At 63.0% G+C, this 17,452-nt stretch carries 16 protein-coding genes; 14 read left to right on the top strand and 2 right to left on the bottom strand.

Going from position 1 to position 17,452, the window contains the following annotated elements:
* Positions 1–59: 59 nt before the first annotated feature.
* Positions 60–1,997 (bottom strand): DNA ligase D, encoded by a 1,938-nt coding sequence (gene ligD / locus ACR9Y2_RS29375; RefSeq protein WP_435045437.1) that lies wholly within the window; start codon positions 1,995–1,997, stop codon positions 60–62.
* Positions 1,998–2,398: 401 nt separating this feature from the next.
* Here ligD and ACR9Y2_RS29370 point away from each other — a divergent pair, with 401 nt between their 5' ends.
* The 14 genes from ACR9Y2_RS29370 to ACR9Y2_RS29305 all read left to right on the top strand — a co-directional run bounded on the left by ACR9Y2_RS29370 (position 2,399) and on the right by ACR9Y2_RS29305 (position 16,466).
* Positions 2,399–6,055, top strand: a complete 3,657-nt coding sequence (locus ACR9Y2_RS29370; RefSeq protein WP_435045436.1) for a chemotaxis protein CheB — start codon at positions 2,399–2,401, stop codon at positions 6,053–6,055.
* Positions 6,052–6,660, top strand: a complete 609-nt coding sequence (locus ACR9Y2_RS29365) for a response regulator transcription factor (protein ID WP_435045435.1) — start codon at positions 6,052–6,054, stop codon at positions 6,658–6,660. The genes ACR9Y2_RS29370 and ACR9Y2_RS29365 overlap by 4 nt, the downstream gene beginning before the upstream one ends.
* Before the next feature lie 251 nt (positions 6,661–6,911).
* Positions 6,912–7,133 (top strand): hypothetical protein, encoded by a 222-nt coding sequence (locus ACR9Y2_RS29360; protein WP_435045434.1) that lies wholly within the window; start codon positions 6,912–6,914, stop codon positions 7,131–7,133.
* A gap of 36 nt (positions 7,134–7,169) precedes the next feature.
* The gene (locus tag ACR9Y2_RS29355; protein WP_435045433.1) at positions 7,170–7,481 is read left to right on the top strand and encodes a DUF2934 domain-containing protein; all 312 of its coding nucleotides are present in this window, start codon (positions 7,170–7,172) and stop codon (positions 7,479–7,481) included.
* 16 nt (positions 7,482–7,497) lie between these two features.
* The gene (locus tag ACR9Y2_RS29350) at positions 7,498–7,854 is read left to right on the top strand and encodes a hypothetical protein (protein WP_435045432.1); all 357 of its coding nucleotides are present in this window, start codon (positions 7,498–7,500) and stop codon (positions 7,852–7,854) included.
* 235 nt (positions 7,855–8,089) lie between these two features.
* Entirely contained in the window at positions 8,090–8,476 is a 387-nt protein-coding gene (locus tag ACR9Y2_RS29345; RefSeq protein WP_435045431.1) for a hypothetical protein, read from the top strand.
* A 148-nt stretch (positions 8,477–8,624) separates the two neighbouring features.
* Positions 8,625–9,797, top strand: a complete 1,173-nt coding sequence (gene aroC, locus ACR9Y2_RS29340) for a chorismate synthase (protein ID WP_435045430.1) — start codon at positions 8,625–8,627, stop codon at positions 9,795–9,797.
* A gap of 9 nt (positions 9,798–9,806) precedes the next feature.
* A complete protein-coding gene (gene def / locus ACR9Y2_RS29335; RefSeq protein ID WP_435045429.1) occupies positions 9,807–10,322 on the top strand; it encodes a peptide deformylase in 516 nt (171 codons plus the stop codon).
* Between the two features lie 41 nt (positions 10,323–10,363).
* Positions 10,364–11,302, top strand: coding sequence for a methionyl-tRNA formyltransferase (gene fmt / locus ACR9Y2_RS29330; protein WP_435045428.1), 939 nt, complete (start codon positions 10,364–10,366; stop codon positions 11,300–11,302).
* The gene (argJ, locus tag ACR9Y2_RS29325; RefSeq protein ID WP_435045427.1) at positions 11,299–12,456 is read left to right on the top strand and encodes a bifunctional glutamate N-acetyltransferase/amino-acid acetyltransferase ArgJ; all 1,158 of its coding nucleotides are present in this window, start codon (positions 11,299–11,301) and stop codon (positions 12,454–12,456) included. Before fmt ends, argJ begins: the two co-directional genes overlap by 4 nt.
* A gap of 54 nt (positions 12,457–12,510) precedes the next feature.
* Positions 12,511–12,888: a VOC family protein gene (locus ACR9Y2_RS29320; protein WP_435045426.1), complete on the top strand. Its 378-nt coding sequence runs from the start codon at positions 12,511–12,513 to the stop codon at positions 12,886–12,888.
* 12 nt (positions 12,889–12,900) lie between these two features.
* Positions 12,901–14,106 (top strand): MFS transporter, encoded by a 1,206-nt coding sequence (locus ACR9Y2_RS29315; protein WP_435045425.1) that lies wholly within the window; start codon positions 12,901–12,903, stop codon positions 14,104–14,106.
* 54 nt (positions 14,107–14,160) lie between these two features.
* Positions 14,161–14,844, top strand: coding sequence for a tetratricopeptide repeat protein (locus ACR9Y2_RS29310; protein WP_435045424.1), 684 nt, complete (start codon positions 14,161–14,163; stop codon positions 14,842–14,844).
* Entirely contained in the window at positions 14,841–16,466 is a 1,626-nt protein-coding gene (locus tag ACR9Y2_RS29305) for a hypothetical protein (protein ID WP_435045423.1), read from the top strand. Before ACR9Y2_RS29310 ends, ACR9Y2_RS29305 begins: the two co-directional genes overlap by 4 nt.
* Here ACR9Y2_RS29305 and rbsK read toward each other — a convergent pair.
* Positions 16,444–17,388, bottom strand: coding sequence for a ribokinase (rbsK, locus tag ACR9Y2_RS29300; protein WP_435045422.1), 945 nt, complete (start codon positions 17,386–17,388; stop codon positions 16,444–16,446). The genes ACR9Y2_RS29305 and rbsK overlap by 23 nt on opposite strands.
* Positions 17,389–17,452: the final 64 nt, after the last annotated feature.

Genomic DNA, 17,452 nt, shown 5'->3' with positions numbered 1-17,452 from the left:
GAATACCTTTCCCAACTAGATATAGCCCCGAATAGGGTGCAAGTCAATACAGAAGTCCCTTACGCGGGGAGATCCTGCCCTTTCGGGGGGAGCGGCACCTTCCGCCGCTTCAGCCGCTTCAGGACGTCCCTGATCGTGAATTGGTCGGCCGATTCCAATGCCTTGAGTTCACTCCAGTCCAGTGGCACCGCGACTGGCGCACCCGGGCGCGCCCGCACACTGTAATCCGCGATCGCCGTAGCCGTACGGTCGTTTCGCAGGTAATCGATGAAGATCCGGCCCTTCCGCTTCGCCTTGCTCATGGTCGCGATATAAGCGCCCGGATCCGCGTCCACCATCGCCCCTGCCATCCCCCCTGCGAACGATTTCACCTCCGCCCAATGGTTCCTGCCGGACAGGGGCACCGTCACGTGAAGGCCCTTGCCGCCGGTACATTTAACCGCCGCTGACAGCCCTTTCTTCTTCAGGCGCTGCCGCAACTCCTTCGCCGCCAGCTTCACCGCTTCGAAGGCCACACCCTCCCCGGGATCGAGATCGAAGATCAGGCGATCGGGGTAGTCGATGGCCTGCACCGCGGAGCTCCAGGGGTGGATCTCGATCGTGCCCATCTGGATCAACTCCAGCAGGCCCTTCTCCTCCTCGACATAGATATACTCGTGCCGCTCGCCCTGGTACTTGTCCTCGAAACGTCGAACATCCGGGCCTAGCCCCTTGCCCGCACTCCGCTGGATAAAACATGGCCCCTCGTCAATCCCGGCGGGGCAGCGCAGCAGGCTGATCGGATGGCCGGCAATCCGCGGCAGTAGCCAGGGCATCACGGCCGCATAGTATTCGGCGACTTCGCCCTTGGTGACGTGGCCCGTCTCCGAGATCACTCGATCGGGGTGTGTGATGGTGATGCCCTCCACCACGAGCCTTCCTTTTTGAGGCTTCGCAGCGGCGGCCGTCTCCGTCACCGGTTTGGGCGTCTCTTTCTTCACCTGCATGGCAGCTTTATCCTCACGCAAACCTTGAAAGGATGGATGGCGAATCCGGCCGTCCTTCGTCCACTCAGTGAACTCGACTTCGCACAGGAACGTGGGCCTCACCCATTGAATGCCCGCAAATTCGTGGGCCGCCGCGGTGTCCCGCTCAGCCTTCGAGATACTGGGCTTCGACGTGAGCACCGGCTTGAACCGGCGCACCAGCTCCTTGGCGCTGGCTAGTGAGAACCCCGTGCCCACCTTGCCCGCATACCGCAGGCCGCTGCCCTGTTTGTAGGCCAGGTACAGTGCGCCCAGCGCCCTCTCCCCGCTGCGTGCTGCACTGTAGCCGGTGATGATGAACTCCTGCCGTAGGGTGCACTTGACCTTCAGCCACGACTGTTGCCTGCCCGCGACATAAGGCGCGTCCACGCGCTTCGAGATGATGCCCTCCAACCCCAGGTCACACGCCTTGGCATACACTTGCCGTCCGTCCGACTCCAGGTGTTCCGAGTAGCGCAGCGCCCCGCCCGGTTTCGATTTCCGCAGCAGGTTCCGCAGCTTCTCCTTGCGCTCCATGAGTGGCCGGCTGGCCAACTCCTGGCCGTCGAGATACAAAAGGTCGAAGGCGAAACCGGTGATCTCATCCGGCTGCCCGCCTGCGCCCAATGCGGCTTGCAGCGCCTGGAAGTTGCTCTTGCCGCCCTGGTCCAGGACAACCGCCTCCATATCGACAACGGCCGTCTTTGCTTTCAAATGGCCCAGTGCTTCCGAGATAGCGGGAAAGCGCTCGCTCCAGTCGTGCCCGTTGCGCGTCCGCAGCCGCACTGTGCCGCCGGCCAGAAGACCCAGCAACCGGTAGCCGTCGAACTTGGTCTCGTGCACCCAGTTCCTGCCTTCCGGAGCAGCGTCCACCAGTGTCGCCAGTTGTACCTCCGGGTATTCCTCCATCAGGCCCCTCAGTTCACTACTCTCCCCCTTCGCCGCGCTGGCCCTCTGCCGTCGAGAGGTGGTTCCACCGGAGACCTCATTCATGGATTGCCCGCTCCTTACGCTCGAATCGAACTCGTCCAGCGCCGACCTCCGGGCCGCTGCTTGTTCGCCACTCCTTCACAGCCGCCCCCTAGGATGGAAAGCCGGCCTCCTGTCTGGACACGCACGCCATCTTCCAGAGTCCACGCAGCACGGGAACAGGCACTGGAAAAGCTTGGAATTTCCGAAGCTCCCCTTTGAAACTGGGAACTTATTACCCAATTGCGCTCGATCGGCGCGTAAAGTGTGCCACCCTAATCCAAGGGAAGTACGCTCTTCATCAGCCAGGCTCTGGGCGGGCTGATTTGTGAGGATGCAATCGATGGTTCCCGGCTGACCGCGCAATTCACATTGCCGGCAGACAGCATCAGCCGAACCGGCGCCATCAGCGGAGGAGCATTCGCGTGACAAGAAAGGCTGCCACCAAACCCCCCACTCCAGCAAAGCCGGAGAACCAGCTTTTGCCGGTCGTCGGCATCGGAGCGTCGGCCGGCGGGTCGGAGGCCTTCACGGCGCTGCTCAAGCATCTCCCGCCCGACTCAGGCATGGCCTTCGTGCTGATTCAGCACCTGGACCCGAACCAGCACAGCCAACTCTCCGAACTTCTCTCCAAGGCGTGCCGGATGCCCGTCCAGGAGGTCGTGGCCGATACCGCGGTGAGCCCCGATCACGTCTACGTGATCTCCCCCGGTGTGTGTTTGAGCCTCTCGAATGATCACCTCAGGGTGGAACAGCGGGAGCCGGGCCTGAATCTGCCCATCGATCACTTCCTGCTGTCGTTGGCCCGCGAAAAGAGCAGCAACGCCATCGGCATCGTTCTATCCGGAACCGCATCGGATGGTTCTCTCGGACTCAAGGCAATTAAGGCTGAAGGGGGGATCACGTTCGCACAGGAGCCGGCTTCGGCCAAATTCGAGGGCATGCCCCGCAGCGCGATTGCTGCTGGCGTCGTCGACTTCATCCTCCCTCCGGCCGAGATCGCCAAACGCGTGGTTCGGCTTGCGCAGCATCCTTATGTCGCTCGGAAGTCTGACCAGGCTGAAGAAGCAGGCCAGGCGGCGGAGGTCGAACTCAACCGAATCTTCCGTCTCCTGCGAGGCGCCACCGGCACCGATTTCGCACACTACAAGTCCCCCACTATCCGCAGGCGGCTACACCGCCGGATGGTGCTCCACGGCTCGGAGAAGTTGAGCGATTACGTTGCCTACCTGCAGGAGAACCCCGCGGAAGTACGGGCACTGGCCGACGATCTCCTGATTTGCGTCACCTTCTTCTTTCGGGAACCCGAGGCGTTCCAGGCGCTGGTCGACAGAGTCTTCCCGCGGCTTTTGAAAGACCGCTCTACCGAGGAGCCTATTCGAATCTGGGTTCCAGGTTGCGCCACGGGGGAAGAGGTCTACTCCCTCGCAATCTGCCTGGCAGAGGCTATGGACCGCTCGGCAGCCAGCGTGCCGGTGCAGATCTTCGCCACGGATATCAGCGAGACGGCCCTCGACCGCGCTCGCGCCGGAATCTATGGGACGCCTTCACTGGCCGGCATCTCCCCCGCCCGCCTGAAGCAGTTCTTTACCAAGGCCAACGGCGGCCACCAGATTAAGAAGTTCATCCGCGAGACTTGCGTCTTCGCCAAACAGGACATCACCAAAGACCCCCCGTTTCATAATCTCGACCTCATCAGTTGCTGTAATGTGCTGATCTACTTCGGCCCCATACTGCAGAGAAAGGCGCTCTCGATATTCCATTACGCCCTCAAGCCGGAAGGCGTTTTGATGCTTGGCTCATCGGAGGGTGTCAGTGCACTTCCTGATGCATTTGCACCATTGGAAAAGAAGATCAAACTGTTCTCAAAAGCCTCCGTGCCCCGCTCGCTTAAGGTCCGGTTCCCCTCCACCGCGCCTTTGACTCCTGTGGCCTCCAGCCGTGACCTGACGAACGAAGGTGCCCGGGGCACCGCGGATGTACAGAAGACAGCCGAACGGCTGCTGCTGGCACAATATGCGCCCGCCGGCGTTCTGGTTGACGATGCGCTCAACGTAGTTCACGTTCGCGGCGATACCGGGCCCTTCCTGCACCTTGCCCCCGGAGAGCCCTCGTATAATCTGCTACGGATGGCCCGCGAGGGCCTGGTTGTCAGCTTGAGGACGGCGTTCGCCAAAGTCAGGCGCATGAAGGGGACCATCACCCAGGCGGCCCAGGTGAAGCAGAATGGCCAATTCAAAGAAGTCCATCTCAGGCTGATTCCCATCACCGCTCCGGCACGCCCCTCCGCGCCCCACTTCATGGTCCTGTTCGAAAATGCCACACTGGCAGCTCCAGCCGGCGCGGTCCTCGAAGAGAGCCAACCCGCGGGCGCCGCCAAAACCGCCAGGGCCGGCGGTCCCCGATCTCAACGGGAAAACACCCGCCTCAGGCAGGAACTGGCGGCCACCCGGGAATATCTTCAGTCCATCATCGAGGAGCAGGAAGCCTTCACCGAAGAACTGAAATCGGCCAATGAGGAGGCACAGGCCAGTAACGAGGAGCTCGAAACCGCCCGGGAGGAACTTCAATCAGCCAACGAAGAGCTCAATACCGTTAACGAGGAGTTGAGGAGCCGTAACGTGGAACTGATGGCGGTCAACAATGACCTGTCCAATGTTCTCACCTCGATTACGGTCCCCCTGGTGATGGTCGGCAAGGACCTGAAGATCCGGCGCTTCACCCCGGCCATGGAACCAATGCTGAACTTCATCGATTCCGACATCGGCCGCTCGATCTCTGACCTGAAGCCCAATATCGATGTTCCCGATCTGGAAGAACTGCTGAGCCATGCGATCAAAGGAGGCACCCCTGCCGGACGAGAGGTTCAGGGTCCGGACGGCACCTGGTATTCCATGCAGGCGGTGCCCTATCGAGTGGACAATCAAATCGAAGGCGCCCTGTTGGTCCTGCACGACATTGATCTGGTGAGACACGGCCGCGATTATGCAGAAGCAGTCGTCGAAGCGACCCGGCAGCCTCTCATCATCCTGAACAAAGATCTCAAGGTTAGGAGTGCCAACCGGGCATTCTATGAGATGTTCGAAGTCTCGAAAGACGAAACGGAGAATCGCTTCATTTACGACCTGGGCAACGGGCAATGGAACATTCCCAAGCTGCGTGAGGCGCTGCAGAAGATAGTGCCCGGGGCCGGCGGCTTCAGGAACTTTGAGATCGAGCACGAGTTCGAACGCATTGGACGCAAGACGATGGTGCTGAACGCGCGGGAAGTCCGGCAGCCGGCGCCCTATGGTCAAACGATTCTTCTGGCGATTGAGGATATTACGGACCGCATCGTGCATCGGCAACTCGAAGGGGAACTGGCCCGCACGACCCGTGCGTTGACCGTCGGCGCCCTGGCTGCATCCATCGCGCACGAAATCAACCAGCCGCTCGCCGGTGTTGTCACCAATGCCCAGGCCGGCCTGCGCTGGCTCGATGCCGCCACGCCGAACGTTCACGAGGCGCAGGAATCCCTGGCGCTGATCGTCCGGGATGGAAACCGGGCCAGCGAGGTCATCTCCCGCATGCGCGATTTCCTGAAGAAGGACGACCCCGGCATGGTGGCCTTCGATATCAACGAATCCGTCCAGGCGGCGATCGCCTTCGCGAATGGGGACTTGAAGAAGGGCGGGATTGTACTGCGCGCCGAACTCTCTAATCGGCCACTGTTGGTGAGGGGCAATCCGATCCAGTTGCAGCAGGTGGTTTTGAATCTCATCATGAACAGCCGCGACGCGCTGGTTCCGATCACTAATGGGTCGCGGGATCTGCTGGTAAGTTCGCAGAAGATCATGGGACCTCGCGGGCACTCCTATTTGCTCGTTACCGTGCGGGATTCAGGTGTCGGCATCAGCCAGAGGGATATGGAGAGGATGTTTGATGGCTTCTTCACCACCAAGCCGAATGGCATGGGGCTGGGCCTATCGATCAGCCGGTCGATCATTGAGGCCCACGGGGGACGCATTTGGGCATCCCTGAACGAAGGGCCGGGCTTGACCATACAATTCAGCGTCCCGGCCGAAGGTGAGAAGCACCCATGAACCAGGATGATCCCATCGTTTCCATCGTGGACGACGACATTTCGGTCCAGGAGGCATTGACGAACCTGCTGCGCTCCGTGGGCCTGAAAGCGCAAACATTCAGCAACGCGCAGGATTTCCTGTCCAGCCAGCGTCCCGATGCGCCAGGCTGCCTCGTCCTCGACGTGCGGCTGCCCGGGATGAGCGGACTCGATTTGCAGCTGCGGCTCACCGAGGCGCAGATCGGCATACCCATCATCTTCATCACCGGGCACGGTGACATCCGGATGTCGGTGCGGGCCATGAAGGCCGGAGCGGTGGACTTTCTCACCAAACCCTTCCGCGCCCAGGAGCTTCTGGATGCCGTTCAGGAATCGATTGAACGGGACCGAGCCGCGCGCAAGCAGCGATCGGAAACGGCGGAGCTGCGCGCACGGTACGAATCGCTCAGTTCGCGTGAGCGCGAGGTAATGGGCTTCGTCGTGCGGGGCCTTCTCAGCAAACAGATCGCCAGCAGGTTAGGCATCACGCTGGCCACGGTGAAGCTGCATCGCGGCGCGGTCATGAACAAGATGCGGGTCAACTCGCTGGCCGACCTTGTCAGGATCGCCCAAGCCCTCTCTTAATGATCCAGCAGATTTCGGCCTGAGGCCTGCTAACCCCTTGTCCATGCAGCCCGGGGGACGCCTATTTGAGCCCATTGTCTATACCAAAGTCTAGTTCGGCCCATCTAAGAGAAGAATAGGCATTCTCGATCTTCTTGATTAAGATAAATCAACGCGGCTATTGTGACCGTAAATCTGTGCCGAGCCGGTGAGATCAGTGGGCGCCGGATGGATTGACTGAAGGGGTTGAAAGGCCTCGGGAAACGCGCAGTATGCCACAACGCTACGTCATCAACATTCCCACCTTGGTGGTCGCTATCCAAGGAACCGCAAAGATGCCCATCACCATCCCCAGTGCCTCAGTGGTAGATGTACCGCAGAAGGTCGAGGAACTGCAGGGGCTCATTGAGGTGGAGTTCAACGGAGAGAACGTCCTGATGTTCGCCGAGGACATTAAGCAGCGAGGCAAGCCGGTATCCAAAGTACAGAAGTGAAAGCGATGCTACCGCAGGAAACAGGAGGCGAAATTCATGCACAAGAACATTAAGCGGAGAACACATCCCACGGATACGCGATTGGCCAGTCCCGCCGGCGAATCCTTCGAGTCGAGCCCGGTCGAGGATGTGGTCTTTGGCGACATCCCGGAGGGGGGCTGCAACTATGAGGAGATCGCCGCACTCGCCTATCAGCTCTGGAACAGCCGGGGTTGTCCCATCGGCTCTCCGGAGGAAGATTGGTCGAGGGCGGAAGGCTGGCTTCGAACGAAGGAGGAGCTGAAGCGCAATGAGCGCCTGGGCAGCCAACTATCTTCGAGCCAGTATGCCGGCTTTTCGAACAGGTAATCAGGCAAGACCTCTCATGCCGCCCGAACAAGACAACTATCTATCCCGCCCTGAGAGGGATCTCATCCAAGGCAACCACGCCATGGACCCTTCCGCCCTGGAGCGGGTACAACAGCTGGAATCGTTGCGAGTACAACTGGAAGCAGCATCGATGCGCTACAAAGCCGCCACCGCTCAATACAGGGACATGCTCGAAGCGCAAACAGAGGAGGCGGCGCAAGGCCCCGAGGCGACCGATGCCCTGGTCCGCTGCCTGCAAGCGGAAGCCGAAGCACGAGTCGAATACGGGCGAATCCTGCGCATGTTTACGGATCTCGCCATGCACGGCGAAGTGCCCCAGGCACGTTCGGCTGCCGCCGCTGACGGGGCGTGAGTGTTCTTGAGTTTCGGCCCATAGTCGAAGGTGTTGGCGTTGGCCGCCAGGGTCCAATCGGACGAGATCCAAGCGGTGAGGCGCCAACACATTTTCAAGCATGAGAATGCAGCCCTTCCAAAGGTAGACCCTGATGCTCAGTTGGAACCCCACAACACAGAGGAGTGGAGGCGGGTGTGTCCCGGTGCTGCTTGTCTCCGAAGCCGAGGAAGATCATGAATATCTCAGACAGCTCTTGGCCGACCCGCGATGGCGTCTACTTACCGACTCCGAATGGACGCTGTATTCCAGCCGCTCGATCCCATCAGCCACTGCAATTCTGGAGCAGCACCACATTCCAATCGTGCTCTCGGAGAGCAACCTTGGACCGCATCCGTGGCGGGCGATGCTGGATGCCCTCGAGCAATTTCCGGAACCGCCTTTACTGATCCTGGTCTCGCGTCTGGATGACGAACGCTTGTGGTCGGAAGCGCTCAGCCTGGGCGTCTATGACCTGCTCGCCAAGCCCTTCGCCGCCAACGAGGTGATGAGGATCATGAGCCTGGCCTGGCTGCACTGGCAGGAACTGCGCGGCGCGGTGACTACCGGGAACCAGAAGGCCAGGGCTGCCAGCGGGTATTGACAGTCGAGCAGGCCCCCCAATTCCAGGCCCTGAGGTCCGGCGGATGGCAGGTCAATCCGCCAGCCAGCACCCCCCGCCCCCGCTGCGCGAATCCATACGTGGCTTGATGGAACAGGGACGGGTTCGATACCATAAGAAATTCAACCACATGCTACGCTTTGAGACCGCCGGCGAGTCGCACGGGGAGTGTCTGGTGGCGACTTTGACCGGTCTGCCCGCCGGTGTCCCGATTTCCGTCGCCCAGGTGAATCATGAACTTTGGCGCCGCCAGCAGGGCTTCGGCCGTGGTGGACGCATGAAGATTGAGACCGATACGGCGGAACTGGTCAGCGGCGTGCGCCACTCGCAGACCATCGGCTCGCCCATCGCCATCATCATCAGAAACCGCGATTGGCAGAACTGGACCGAAGTACTGCCGGTGGAATCGGTTGAGACGAGCGAAGAAAAGAAGAAGCCGCTCACACGCCCCCGGCCCGGCCATGCCGATCTCGCCGGCGCCATCAAGTACAGCTTCACCGACTCGCGCTACATCCTGGAGCGTGCTTCGGCCCGCGAAACCGCTGCTCGAGTCGCTGTCGGCGCGCTAGCCAAGCAATACCTGGCCCAGTTCGGCGTCCAGATCCTCAGCCACGTTATCCAGGTGGGCACGGCCCGACTGGAGCGACTGGTGGAGTGGGAAGAGCTTGTCACCCTCTCGCAAAAGGAAGAAGTCCTGCTGGGCTGCGTCGATCCCGAAGCCGAGACCCGCATGAAGGCCGTCGTCGACGAGGCCTACCGCACCGGCGACACCGTCGGTGGGGTGTTTGAGGTTCGCGCCCACAACCTGCCCGTCGGACTGGGCTCCCACATCACCTGGGACACCCGCCTGGATGGCCGCCTGGCGCAGGCGATCCTGTCCATTCAGGCCGTCAAGGGCGTCGAAATCGGGGAGGCCGAAGAGGCAGCGGCCGTCTTTGGGTCGAAGGTCCAGGACACAATCCACTACGATAGGGACAAGCAGAGCTTCCACCGCGGCGCGAACAAGGCCGGCGGTTTGGAGGGCGGCATTACGAACGGGCAGGACCTGGTGGTCCGCGGCCTGCTGAAACCCATCTCCACACTCCGCAGACCGTTGGAATCGGTGGATTTGGCGACCAAGGAACCGGCCTCGGCGGCGTATGAGCGCAGCGACGTCGCGGTGGTGCCGGCGGCGGGGGTCATTGGCGAGGCGATGGTCGCGATCGTCCTGGCCCAGGCGTTTCTGGAAAAATTTGGCGGCGATTCCCTGAAGGAGTCGCGTCGAAACTACGACGGCTACATCCAACAAGTCAGGGAGTTTTGAAGTACTAAGATGGTCCTGCGGATAGTTAAGTATGGCGACCCTGTGCTGGAACAGGTGGCACAACCGGTCGCGGAGTTCGGCACCCCGGAACTGAAACAACTGGTGGAAGACATGTTCGAGACGATGTACGCGAACAAGGGCATCGGCCTGGCCGCCCCGCAAGTCGCGCTCTCTCAACGGCTCACGGTGATTGATCCCTCGGCTGGCGAAGATCCCGAAGCGCGCATTGTGCTGATCAACCCGGAGATTGTCTCCAAACAGGGCAGCCAGATCGGCGAAGAGGGCTGCCTCTCGATTCCCGGCTTCCGCGAGGACGTCAAGCGGTTCAACAAGGTGAAAGTCCGCGCCCAGAACGTGGACGGCGAGACCTTTGAGACCGACGGCGAGGAACTGCTGGCACGCGCCATGCAGCACGAGATCGATCACCTCAATGGTGTCCTGTTCCTCAGCCACCTCAGCCTGTTGAAGCGCGACCTCATCCGCCGCAAGATCCGCAAACTGGCGAAAGCCGGCGAGTGGGACTAATGATCCGGGCGCGGCGCGGGCCCGCGCAATCCGAGTAGTCCATGAAACTGGTCTTTCTAGGAACACCGCAGTTTGCTGTCCCGACGCTGGAAGCAGTTGTCCGGGCCGGTCATGAGGTGGTCGTGGTTTACACGCAGCCCGACCGGCCAAAGGGACGTGGCCAGGAACTCGCCCTCTCTCCCGTGAAGGAAGCGGCCCTGCGCCTGGGCCTGGAAGTTCGCCAGCCGGAGCGGGTCCGCCGCTGCGTAGACGAGTTGGCCGCGCTGCAGGCCGATGCCATGGTTGTGGTCGGCTACGGCCAGATTATTCCGCAGGCGATCATCGACCTCCCCCCATACGGCATCATCAACGTCCACGCTTCCCTGCTCCCGAAGTACCGTGGAGCCGGCCCCATCCAGTGGTCCATTGCGAATGGTGAAACCGTCACCGGCGTCACCACCATGATGATCAACGCCGGCCTCGACACCGGCGACATGCTGCTGAAGGCCGAGACCTCCATCGGGCCGGAAGAGACCGCGTTGGATGTCGGGCCGCGGTTGGCCGCCCTGGGCGCCGGCCTGCTCGTCGAGACTCTGGACGGGTTGCTCGCCGGATCGATAGCCCGCGTCCCCCAGACCGATGCCGACGCCACCCTGGCGCCCATCCTGAAGCGCGAAGACGGCCTGATCGACTGGAACCAACCGGCCACCGTGATCCACAATCGAGCTCGCGGCTTCCTGCCCTGGCCCGGCGCGTGGACGACCTTTCGCGGTGTACGCTTCAACATCTGGCGTTGCCGGGTCGCCGCTGAGCCGCCGGCTGGCCGTGCGCCCGGGGCCCTCTACGCCTCAGGCCGCAAGCTGTTCGCTGCCTGTGGCGCGGCCACCGCCGTGGAATTGCTGGAGATTCAAGTGGAAGGGCGCAAGCGCGTGGACGCCCCGGCCTTCCTGAACGGACAGCGCCTGTCCGATACCGATTTATTGGGAGAGTCCTCGAAGTGAACCTGCCCCTCGGCTTCCGTTATTCCGCCCTGTACGCGGGCATCCGCAAGGCCGCCAAGCCCGACCTGGCGCTGATTGTGTCAGACGCTCCGGCCTCCGCCGCCGCTGTCTTCACAACCAACCGTGTGCAGGCCGCACCGGTGAAACTGTCTCGTGAAAACCTGGCCCATACCGGCGGTGTAGCCCGTGCCGTACTGGTCAACGCAGGGAACGCGAATTGCGCCACGCGCACCGGCGCCAAGGTCGCCCTGGCCACCACCCGGGCCGCGGCCAAGGTGCTGGGCTGCAAGGCCGCCGAGATCCTGCCGTCGTCTACCGGCGTCATCGGCATGGAACTGGATCCCGCCCTCATCACCGATGCCCTGCCCGCCCTCGCCGAAGGCCTGGACGCAGGCCGGTTTCTGGATTGCGCCGACGCCATCCTGACCACGGACCTGGTCCGGAAGGTCGCCTATGCGGAAGCGGGCGGTGCGCGGCTCGCCGGCATGACCAAGGGCTCCGGCATGATCCATCCCGGCATGGCGACCACGCTCGCGTACGTGGTGACCGATGCGGTAGTCTCGCCCACCGTCCTGCAGTCCTGTCTGAAGGTGGCCGTGGGCCGCAGCTACAACCGGTTGAGCGTCGACGGCGACATGAGCACCAACGACACCCTGCTGGTGCTGGCCAACGGTGCCAGCGGCATCAAGCCCCGCCGCGAAGAGTTCCAGGCGGCGCTCGATGAGGTCTGCCAGTCGCTGGCGAAGCAGATAGCGCGCGACGGCGAAGGCGCAAAGAAGTTCGTCGAGATCGAAGTCTCCGGAGCGAAGGACGAAGCCGCGGCCACCCGCATCGCGCGGGCCATCGCCAACTCGCCGTTGGTGAAGACCGCTATCGCCGGCAGCGACGCGAACTGGGGGCGCATCCTGTGCGCGGCCGGCTATTCCGGCGCGACCTTCGAGCCGGAACAGGTCGACATTTACCTGCAGGGTGTAAAAGTTTGCCGCAAGGGCCTGGCCGCGCCATTCGACGAAGCAGCCATGAAGCGCAGGCTCGATGAGAAGGACTGCAGCATCCGCTTCCACATCGGCGGCGACGGGAGTGGCTCCTGCCGCTTCTGGACGTGCGACCTCACGCATGGCTACATCGACATCAATGCCAGCTATCGCACCTGAAAACTCTCGTCCGCGGCCGGCACGAAACGCGGGTGCGCTTGCTAGACTTAGATAATGTTGTTCACTGGACTGGAGCATACGGCCCTGGCCTCCCCTGAACCGAAGCGCCTGGCGCAATGGTACGTCGACACGCTGGGTTTCCGGATCAATCACGAGTACGACGGCAACTTCTTCGTCAAAGCGCCCGACGGCGCGATGCTGGAAATCATTCCTTCTCAGGGTGATGCGCCCGAAACCGCCATGCGTACGCCTGGCATCCGCCACATCGCGGTCTCGGTCAGCGACTTCGACGCCGGACACGAAGACCTGAATGGCAAGGGCGTCAAGTTCCTGGGGGAACCGCTCAACCTCAAGGGCAACCGCCTGCTCTTCTTCGCCGACGGTGATGGCAACATTCTTCACCTCATCTCGCGCCCCCAGCCTCTGCCGTAACGGTACCGCCCATTGCTAAGCCGGATCTTCACCGCCTTCGAATCCCGAAATTTCCGGCTGATGTGGGCAGGCGCCTGCACCTCCAGCATCGGAACCTGGATGCAAAGTCTGGCCCAGAGCTGGATGGTGTTGAAACTGTCCGGATCGCCGTTCTATCTCGGACTGGACTCATTTCTGGGCGGCACGCCCATCTTCGCCCTGGCGATGTTCGCCGGCGTCGCGGCCGATCGTTTCGACCGCCGCCGCGTGCTGCTGGTCTCCCAGTTCGTGCAGATGTCCTGCGCCTTCCTGCTGGCCATCCTCTTCGCCACCAACCATGCCAGCGTCTGGCAGATTCTCACCCTCAGCTTTGTGGTGGGCGTCGCCCAGGCCTTCGGAGCGCCGGCCTATCAGTCGCTGATTCCCTCCCTGGTGCCCCGCGAGAACCTGCCCAACGCCATCGCCCTCAACTCCATCCAGTTCAACCTGGCGCGCGTCATCGGCCCGGTCATCGGCGGATTCGCCCTCACCAGCCTGGGCGCCGCCTGGTGCTTCGGCCTCAACGGTCTCAGCTTCGTCGCCGTGATCGTCTCCCTGCTGCTCATCACCATCGACTTCACCCCCGGCAAGACCAAAGAGACGGTCATGGAGAGCATGAAGGGCGGCATCGCGTTCATCCGCCAGAAGCCGGAAATGCTCCCGCTCATCTGGGTGGCCTTCGTCTGTACGTTCCTGGGCATCCCCATCATCGTTTTCCTGCCCGTCTTCGCGAAGGAAGTCTTTGGGGGCACGGCCGCCACCTATACCCTGCTGCTTTCGGTGGAGGCGGCCGGTGCCATCTGCGGCGGCTTGATGGTGGCTGCCCGTGGCAAGGGCGCGGGTGTGGGCCGCGACGCGATTCTGGCCCTCATTGGGCTCGGCGTCTTCGAGGCGGCCTTTGCTTTGAGCCGAAATCTCTACCTCGGCCTGGTCTTCCTGTTCCTGGCCGGAATGGGACTGATCGCCTGTTTCTCGCTGCTCAGCTCCCTGGTGCAGATGGTGGCGACGGATGAAATGCGCGGCCGCGTGATGAGCATCTACAACGTGGCTTTCCGGGGCGGCATGCCCATCGGCAGCCTGATTACCGGCTCACTGGTGCCCCATCTGGGTGCACCTCTGGTAGTAGCCGTGTACGGTGTGGTTCTGGCTTGCCTGGCCCTCTATCTATTGCTGGTGCAGCGCAAGATCGCCGCACTATGAACTGGTAACCGCCCGCCTCGCGGGACGCGTCTGGATAGAATGGTGATTTGTTCCATGCGGATACTGCTCCCCTTACTGATGGCATCGTGTATGGCGGCCGAACTGCCGGCCGATCTGCTCAAAGCGCGCGACGCGCAGGACCGTGCGGCGCTCGACAGGATCGCGGCCGCGGCCGACGCCGAGGCCCAGGCGAAGTCGAATGACGCCAATGTCCTCTACAAGGCTGCCCAGGCCCAGTTGATCCGCGCCGAAGTCTCGATGGAACTGCGCGATAAGAACGCCGCGCGCGGCGCCGCCGAAGCCGGCATCCGGGTCGCCGAAAAGGCCGTTGCGCTCAAACCGAACGTGGGCGAATACCACCGCATCCTGGGCACACTCTGCGGCCAGGTGATCCCCGCCAATGTGCTGGCCGGCATGAAGTACGGCAAGTGCGCGCTGGACGAAGTGAACAAGGCGGTGGAGTTGGCGCCCAAGGCCGCGTCCGGCTACCTGAGCCGCGCCGTGGGCAACTACTACTTACCCGCCTCCTTCGGCGGCGGTCCGGAACTCGCCCTGAAGGACGTCGACAAGGCCCTGGAACTCGATCCCAAGGACGCCGACGCCTGGCTCTGGAAGGGCATCATCCTGCGCAAACTGGCCCGTAACGCCGATGCGCGCAAAGCCCTGGCCAAAAGCCAGGAATTGCACCCCGAGCGGATCTGGACCAAGCAACAACTGGAAAAGACGCCTGAGAAGTGAAGCAGCAGTACCCGGCCACCGCGTTCGTTCTCCTGGTGCTCGCGTTGCTGGGCTTTTTCGTATTCCCGGGCCACACCTGGCTTCAATCGGATACCCAGATCTACGCGCCGATGCTGGATCGCATGATGGATCCGACCCTGTTTCCCAAAGACGAGCTCGCCCTGCGGCCGCATGTCACCTGGACGCTGTATGACGAAGTCGCCATCGGACTGCGCCGCCTGACGGGAGCGGACCTGGAGCACGTCCTCGGCGGCCAGCAACTCGTGTTTCGCTTTATCGGCCTGGCGGGCGCCTTCCTGCTGGCCCAGGCCATGGGACTGGGTGTCCCCGCAGCGCTTTTCGCCGCCGGATGCTTCGGCTTGGGGGCGGTGATCAATGGCCCGGCCGTACTCACGCTGGAGTACGAACCCGTCCCACGCGCGTTTGCCATCCTGCTGCTGATGGGCGCGTTCGGCTGCGCCGCCAACCGGTACTGGCGAGCTGCCGCCGTCCTGGCCTTCCTCGCGACAATCTACCACCCCACCTCCACGGCCCCCTTCTGGGCGTGCGCCGCGCTCTACTTCCTTGTCTCGAAGACGCGGCGGGCATTGTGGCCCCTGGCTGCCGCCTGCGCCGCCGCCGTGGGCACGGTGCTGCTATGCGCGATGCTGCAGCAGGGCGAGACCGAGCACCAGGTCTGGTGGGGCGTGATCCCCGCGCCGCTGGAAGCCATCCAGAAGTATCGCGCCATGTACAACTGGATCCAGTTCTGGCCGAGGCCCTGGTTCTGGCAATACCCGGTCCTGCTGCTCGCCGCTGCCGGAGCCTGGTTTCGCCTGCGGCCCCAGCTCTCCCCGGAAGCGCGCTTCTTCACGCTGGCCGTGGCCGTCTACGGCATGCTGATGGTGCCGCTCCAATACCTGCTGCTGGATGTAGGCAAGTGGATCCTGATGCCACAGTTCCAACCCGCCCGCGCGGTGCTGTTCATCACCGCCATGGCCCTGCTGCTGGCCGCCGCCGCCGGCTGGCACGCCGCCGTCTCCGGCCGCCGCCTGGAAGCGTTCGGGTGGTTTGTCCTGGTCTTCGCGATCCCCACGAACGGGCTGGTGGTCCAACTGTTCACCCAGCCGGATGCCCGGAAACTGCCGCTGGTGCTGGCGCTGGCCGCCTTGACTGTCCTGGCTGTGAAATGGCCGCGCACGGCCGTATTGGTGCCCGCCGCCGCGATCTTCCTGATCCCCGGCGTGGGCGGAGTCAGGAACTACCCCGTGCTGCACACCGCGCCGCTACGCGAACTATCCAACTGGGCTCGCTCCACCACGCCCCAGGATTCGTCGTTCCTCTTCGCCGACGTGGGCCACGGCCTGCAGCCCGGGGTCTTCCGCAACGATGCGAAACGCAGCATCTATGTCGACTGGAAGGGCGGAGGCCAGGCCAACCTGCTGGAGAACTTCGCTGACCTCTGGTGGAAGCGCTGGAACGAGGTGCGCGAGGCCAAGCTGCCGCTGCTGCCCCTGGACCGCTATCGGGCCATGGGCGTCGACTATGTCGTCGTCCGCGCGGTCAACCGGCCTGCCACGACCGCTGCCGTCTATTCGAACACTGACTGGGCCGTACTCCCTACCCGGCCGGCTGCGCCATAAACGCGTCCACTTCGGCTCGGGACGGCGCCGATGCCTGCGCACCCAGGCGAGTGACCGAGATCGCCGCGGCGGCGTTCGCAAACCGCAGGGCAGCAGGCATCTCCAGCCCTTCGGCCAACGCGACGGCCAGGCCGGCATTGAACGTATCGCCGGCCGCTGTCGTATCCACGGCTTTGACGGCGAAGCCGGGCACCGGGAACTCCTGCTCGCCGTCGGAGTAGAAACAGCCCTGCTCGCCCAGCTTCAGGACGACTGCTTTCGGGCCCAGGGCGCGCAGCGCCTTCGCGATTTCCGGCGCCTCTGCAAAGGTCACCCGCGCCGGTTCACGATCCAGCAGAATGCAGGCCTCGCTCTCGTTGGGCGTCAGGATGTCCACCAGGGCCAGCAATCCGGCAGGCAACCGCTGGGCCGGCGCCGGATCCAGGATCGTCAAGGCCCCTGCCCCGTGCCCGGCCAGCATGGCCGCCTGGACCGTCGCCAGCGGGGTTTCCAACTGGAAAAGCGCGCAGCGTGCACCCGCATAGGCCGCCCGCGAAGCCTCAATGTCGCCCGGACCCAGCTGCGTATTCGCGCCCGGCGCCACCACGATCGAGTTCTGTCCCGACTTCTCGACCCAGATCAGCGCCACTCCGGTGGGCGTCTGGCGCGCCGCGCGGACCGCGGAAACATCCACACCGGCCGCCGCCAGGCTCGCCTTCAAATGGTCGGCAAACGGATCCAGCCCTACACAGCCCACCATCCTGACGCGGCCGTTCGTCGCCAGTTTCCCGGCAGCGCAGGCCTGGTTGGCGCCCTTGCCGCCCGGGATCATCTGGAAGTTGCCGCCCAGGGTGGTTTCCCCGGGCGCGGGCAGCCTGTCAACCTGGACTACGAAGTCCATGTTCAGCGAGCCAGTTACGACCAACGAGGAGGATTGCATCATGGGTATCTTACTGCACGGGCGGGAACGGACGAGGGAGATGGGCGGAGCCAGGGCTTACCAGCGG

Source organism: Paludibaculum fermentans (assembly GCF_051172195.1).
Taxonomy (GTDB): Bacteria; Acidobacteriota; Terriglobia; order Bryobacterales; family Bryobacteraceae; genus Paludibaculum; species Paludibaculum fermentans_A.
This window is presented reverse-complemented; position numbering and strand designations above follow the sequence as displayed.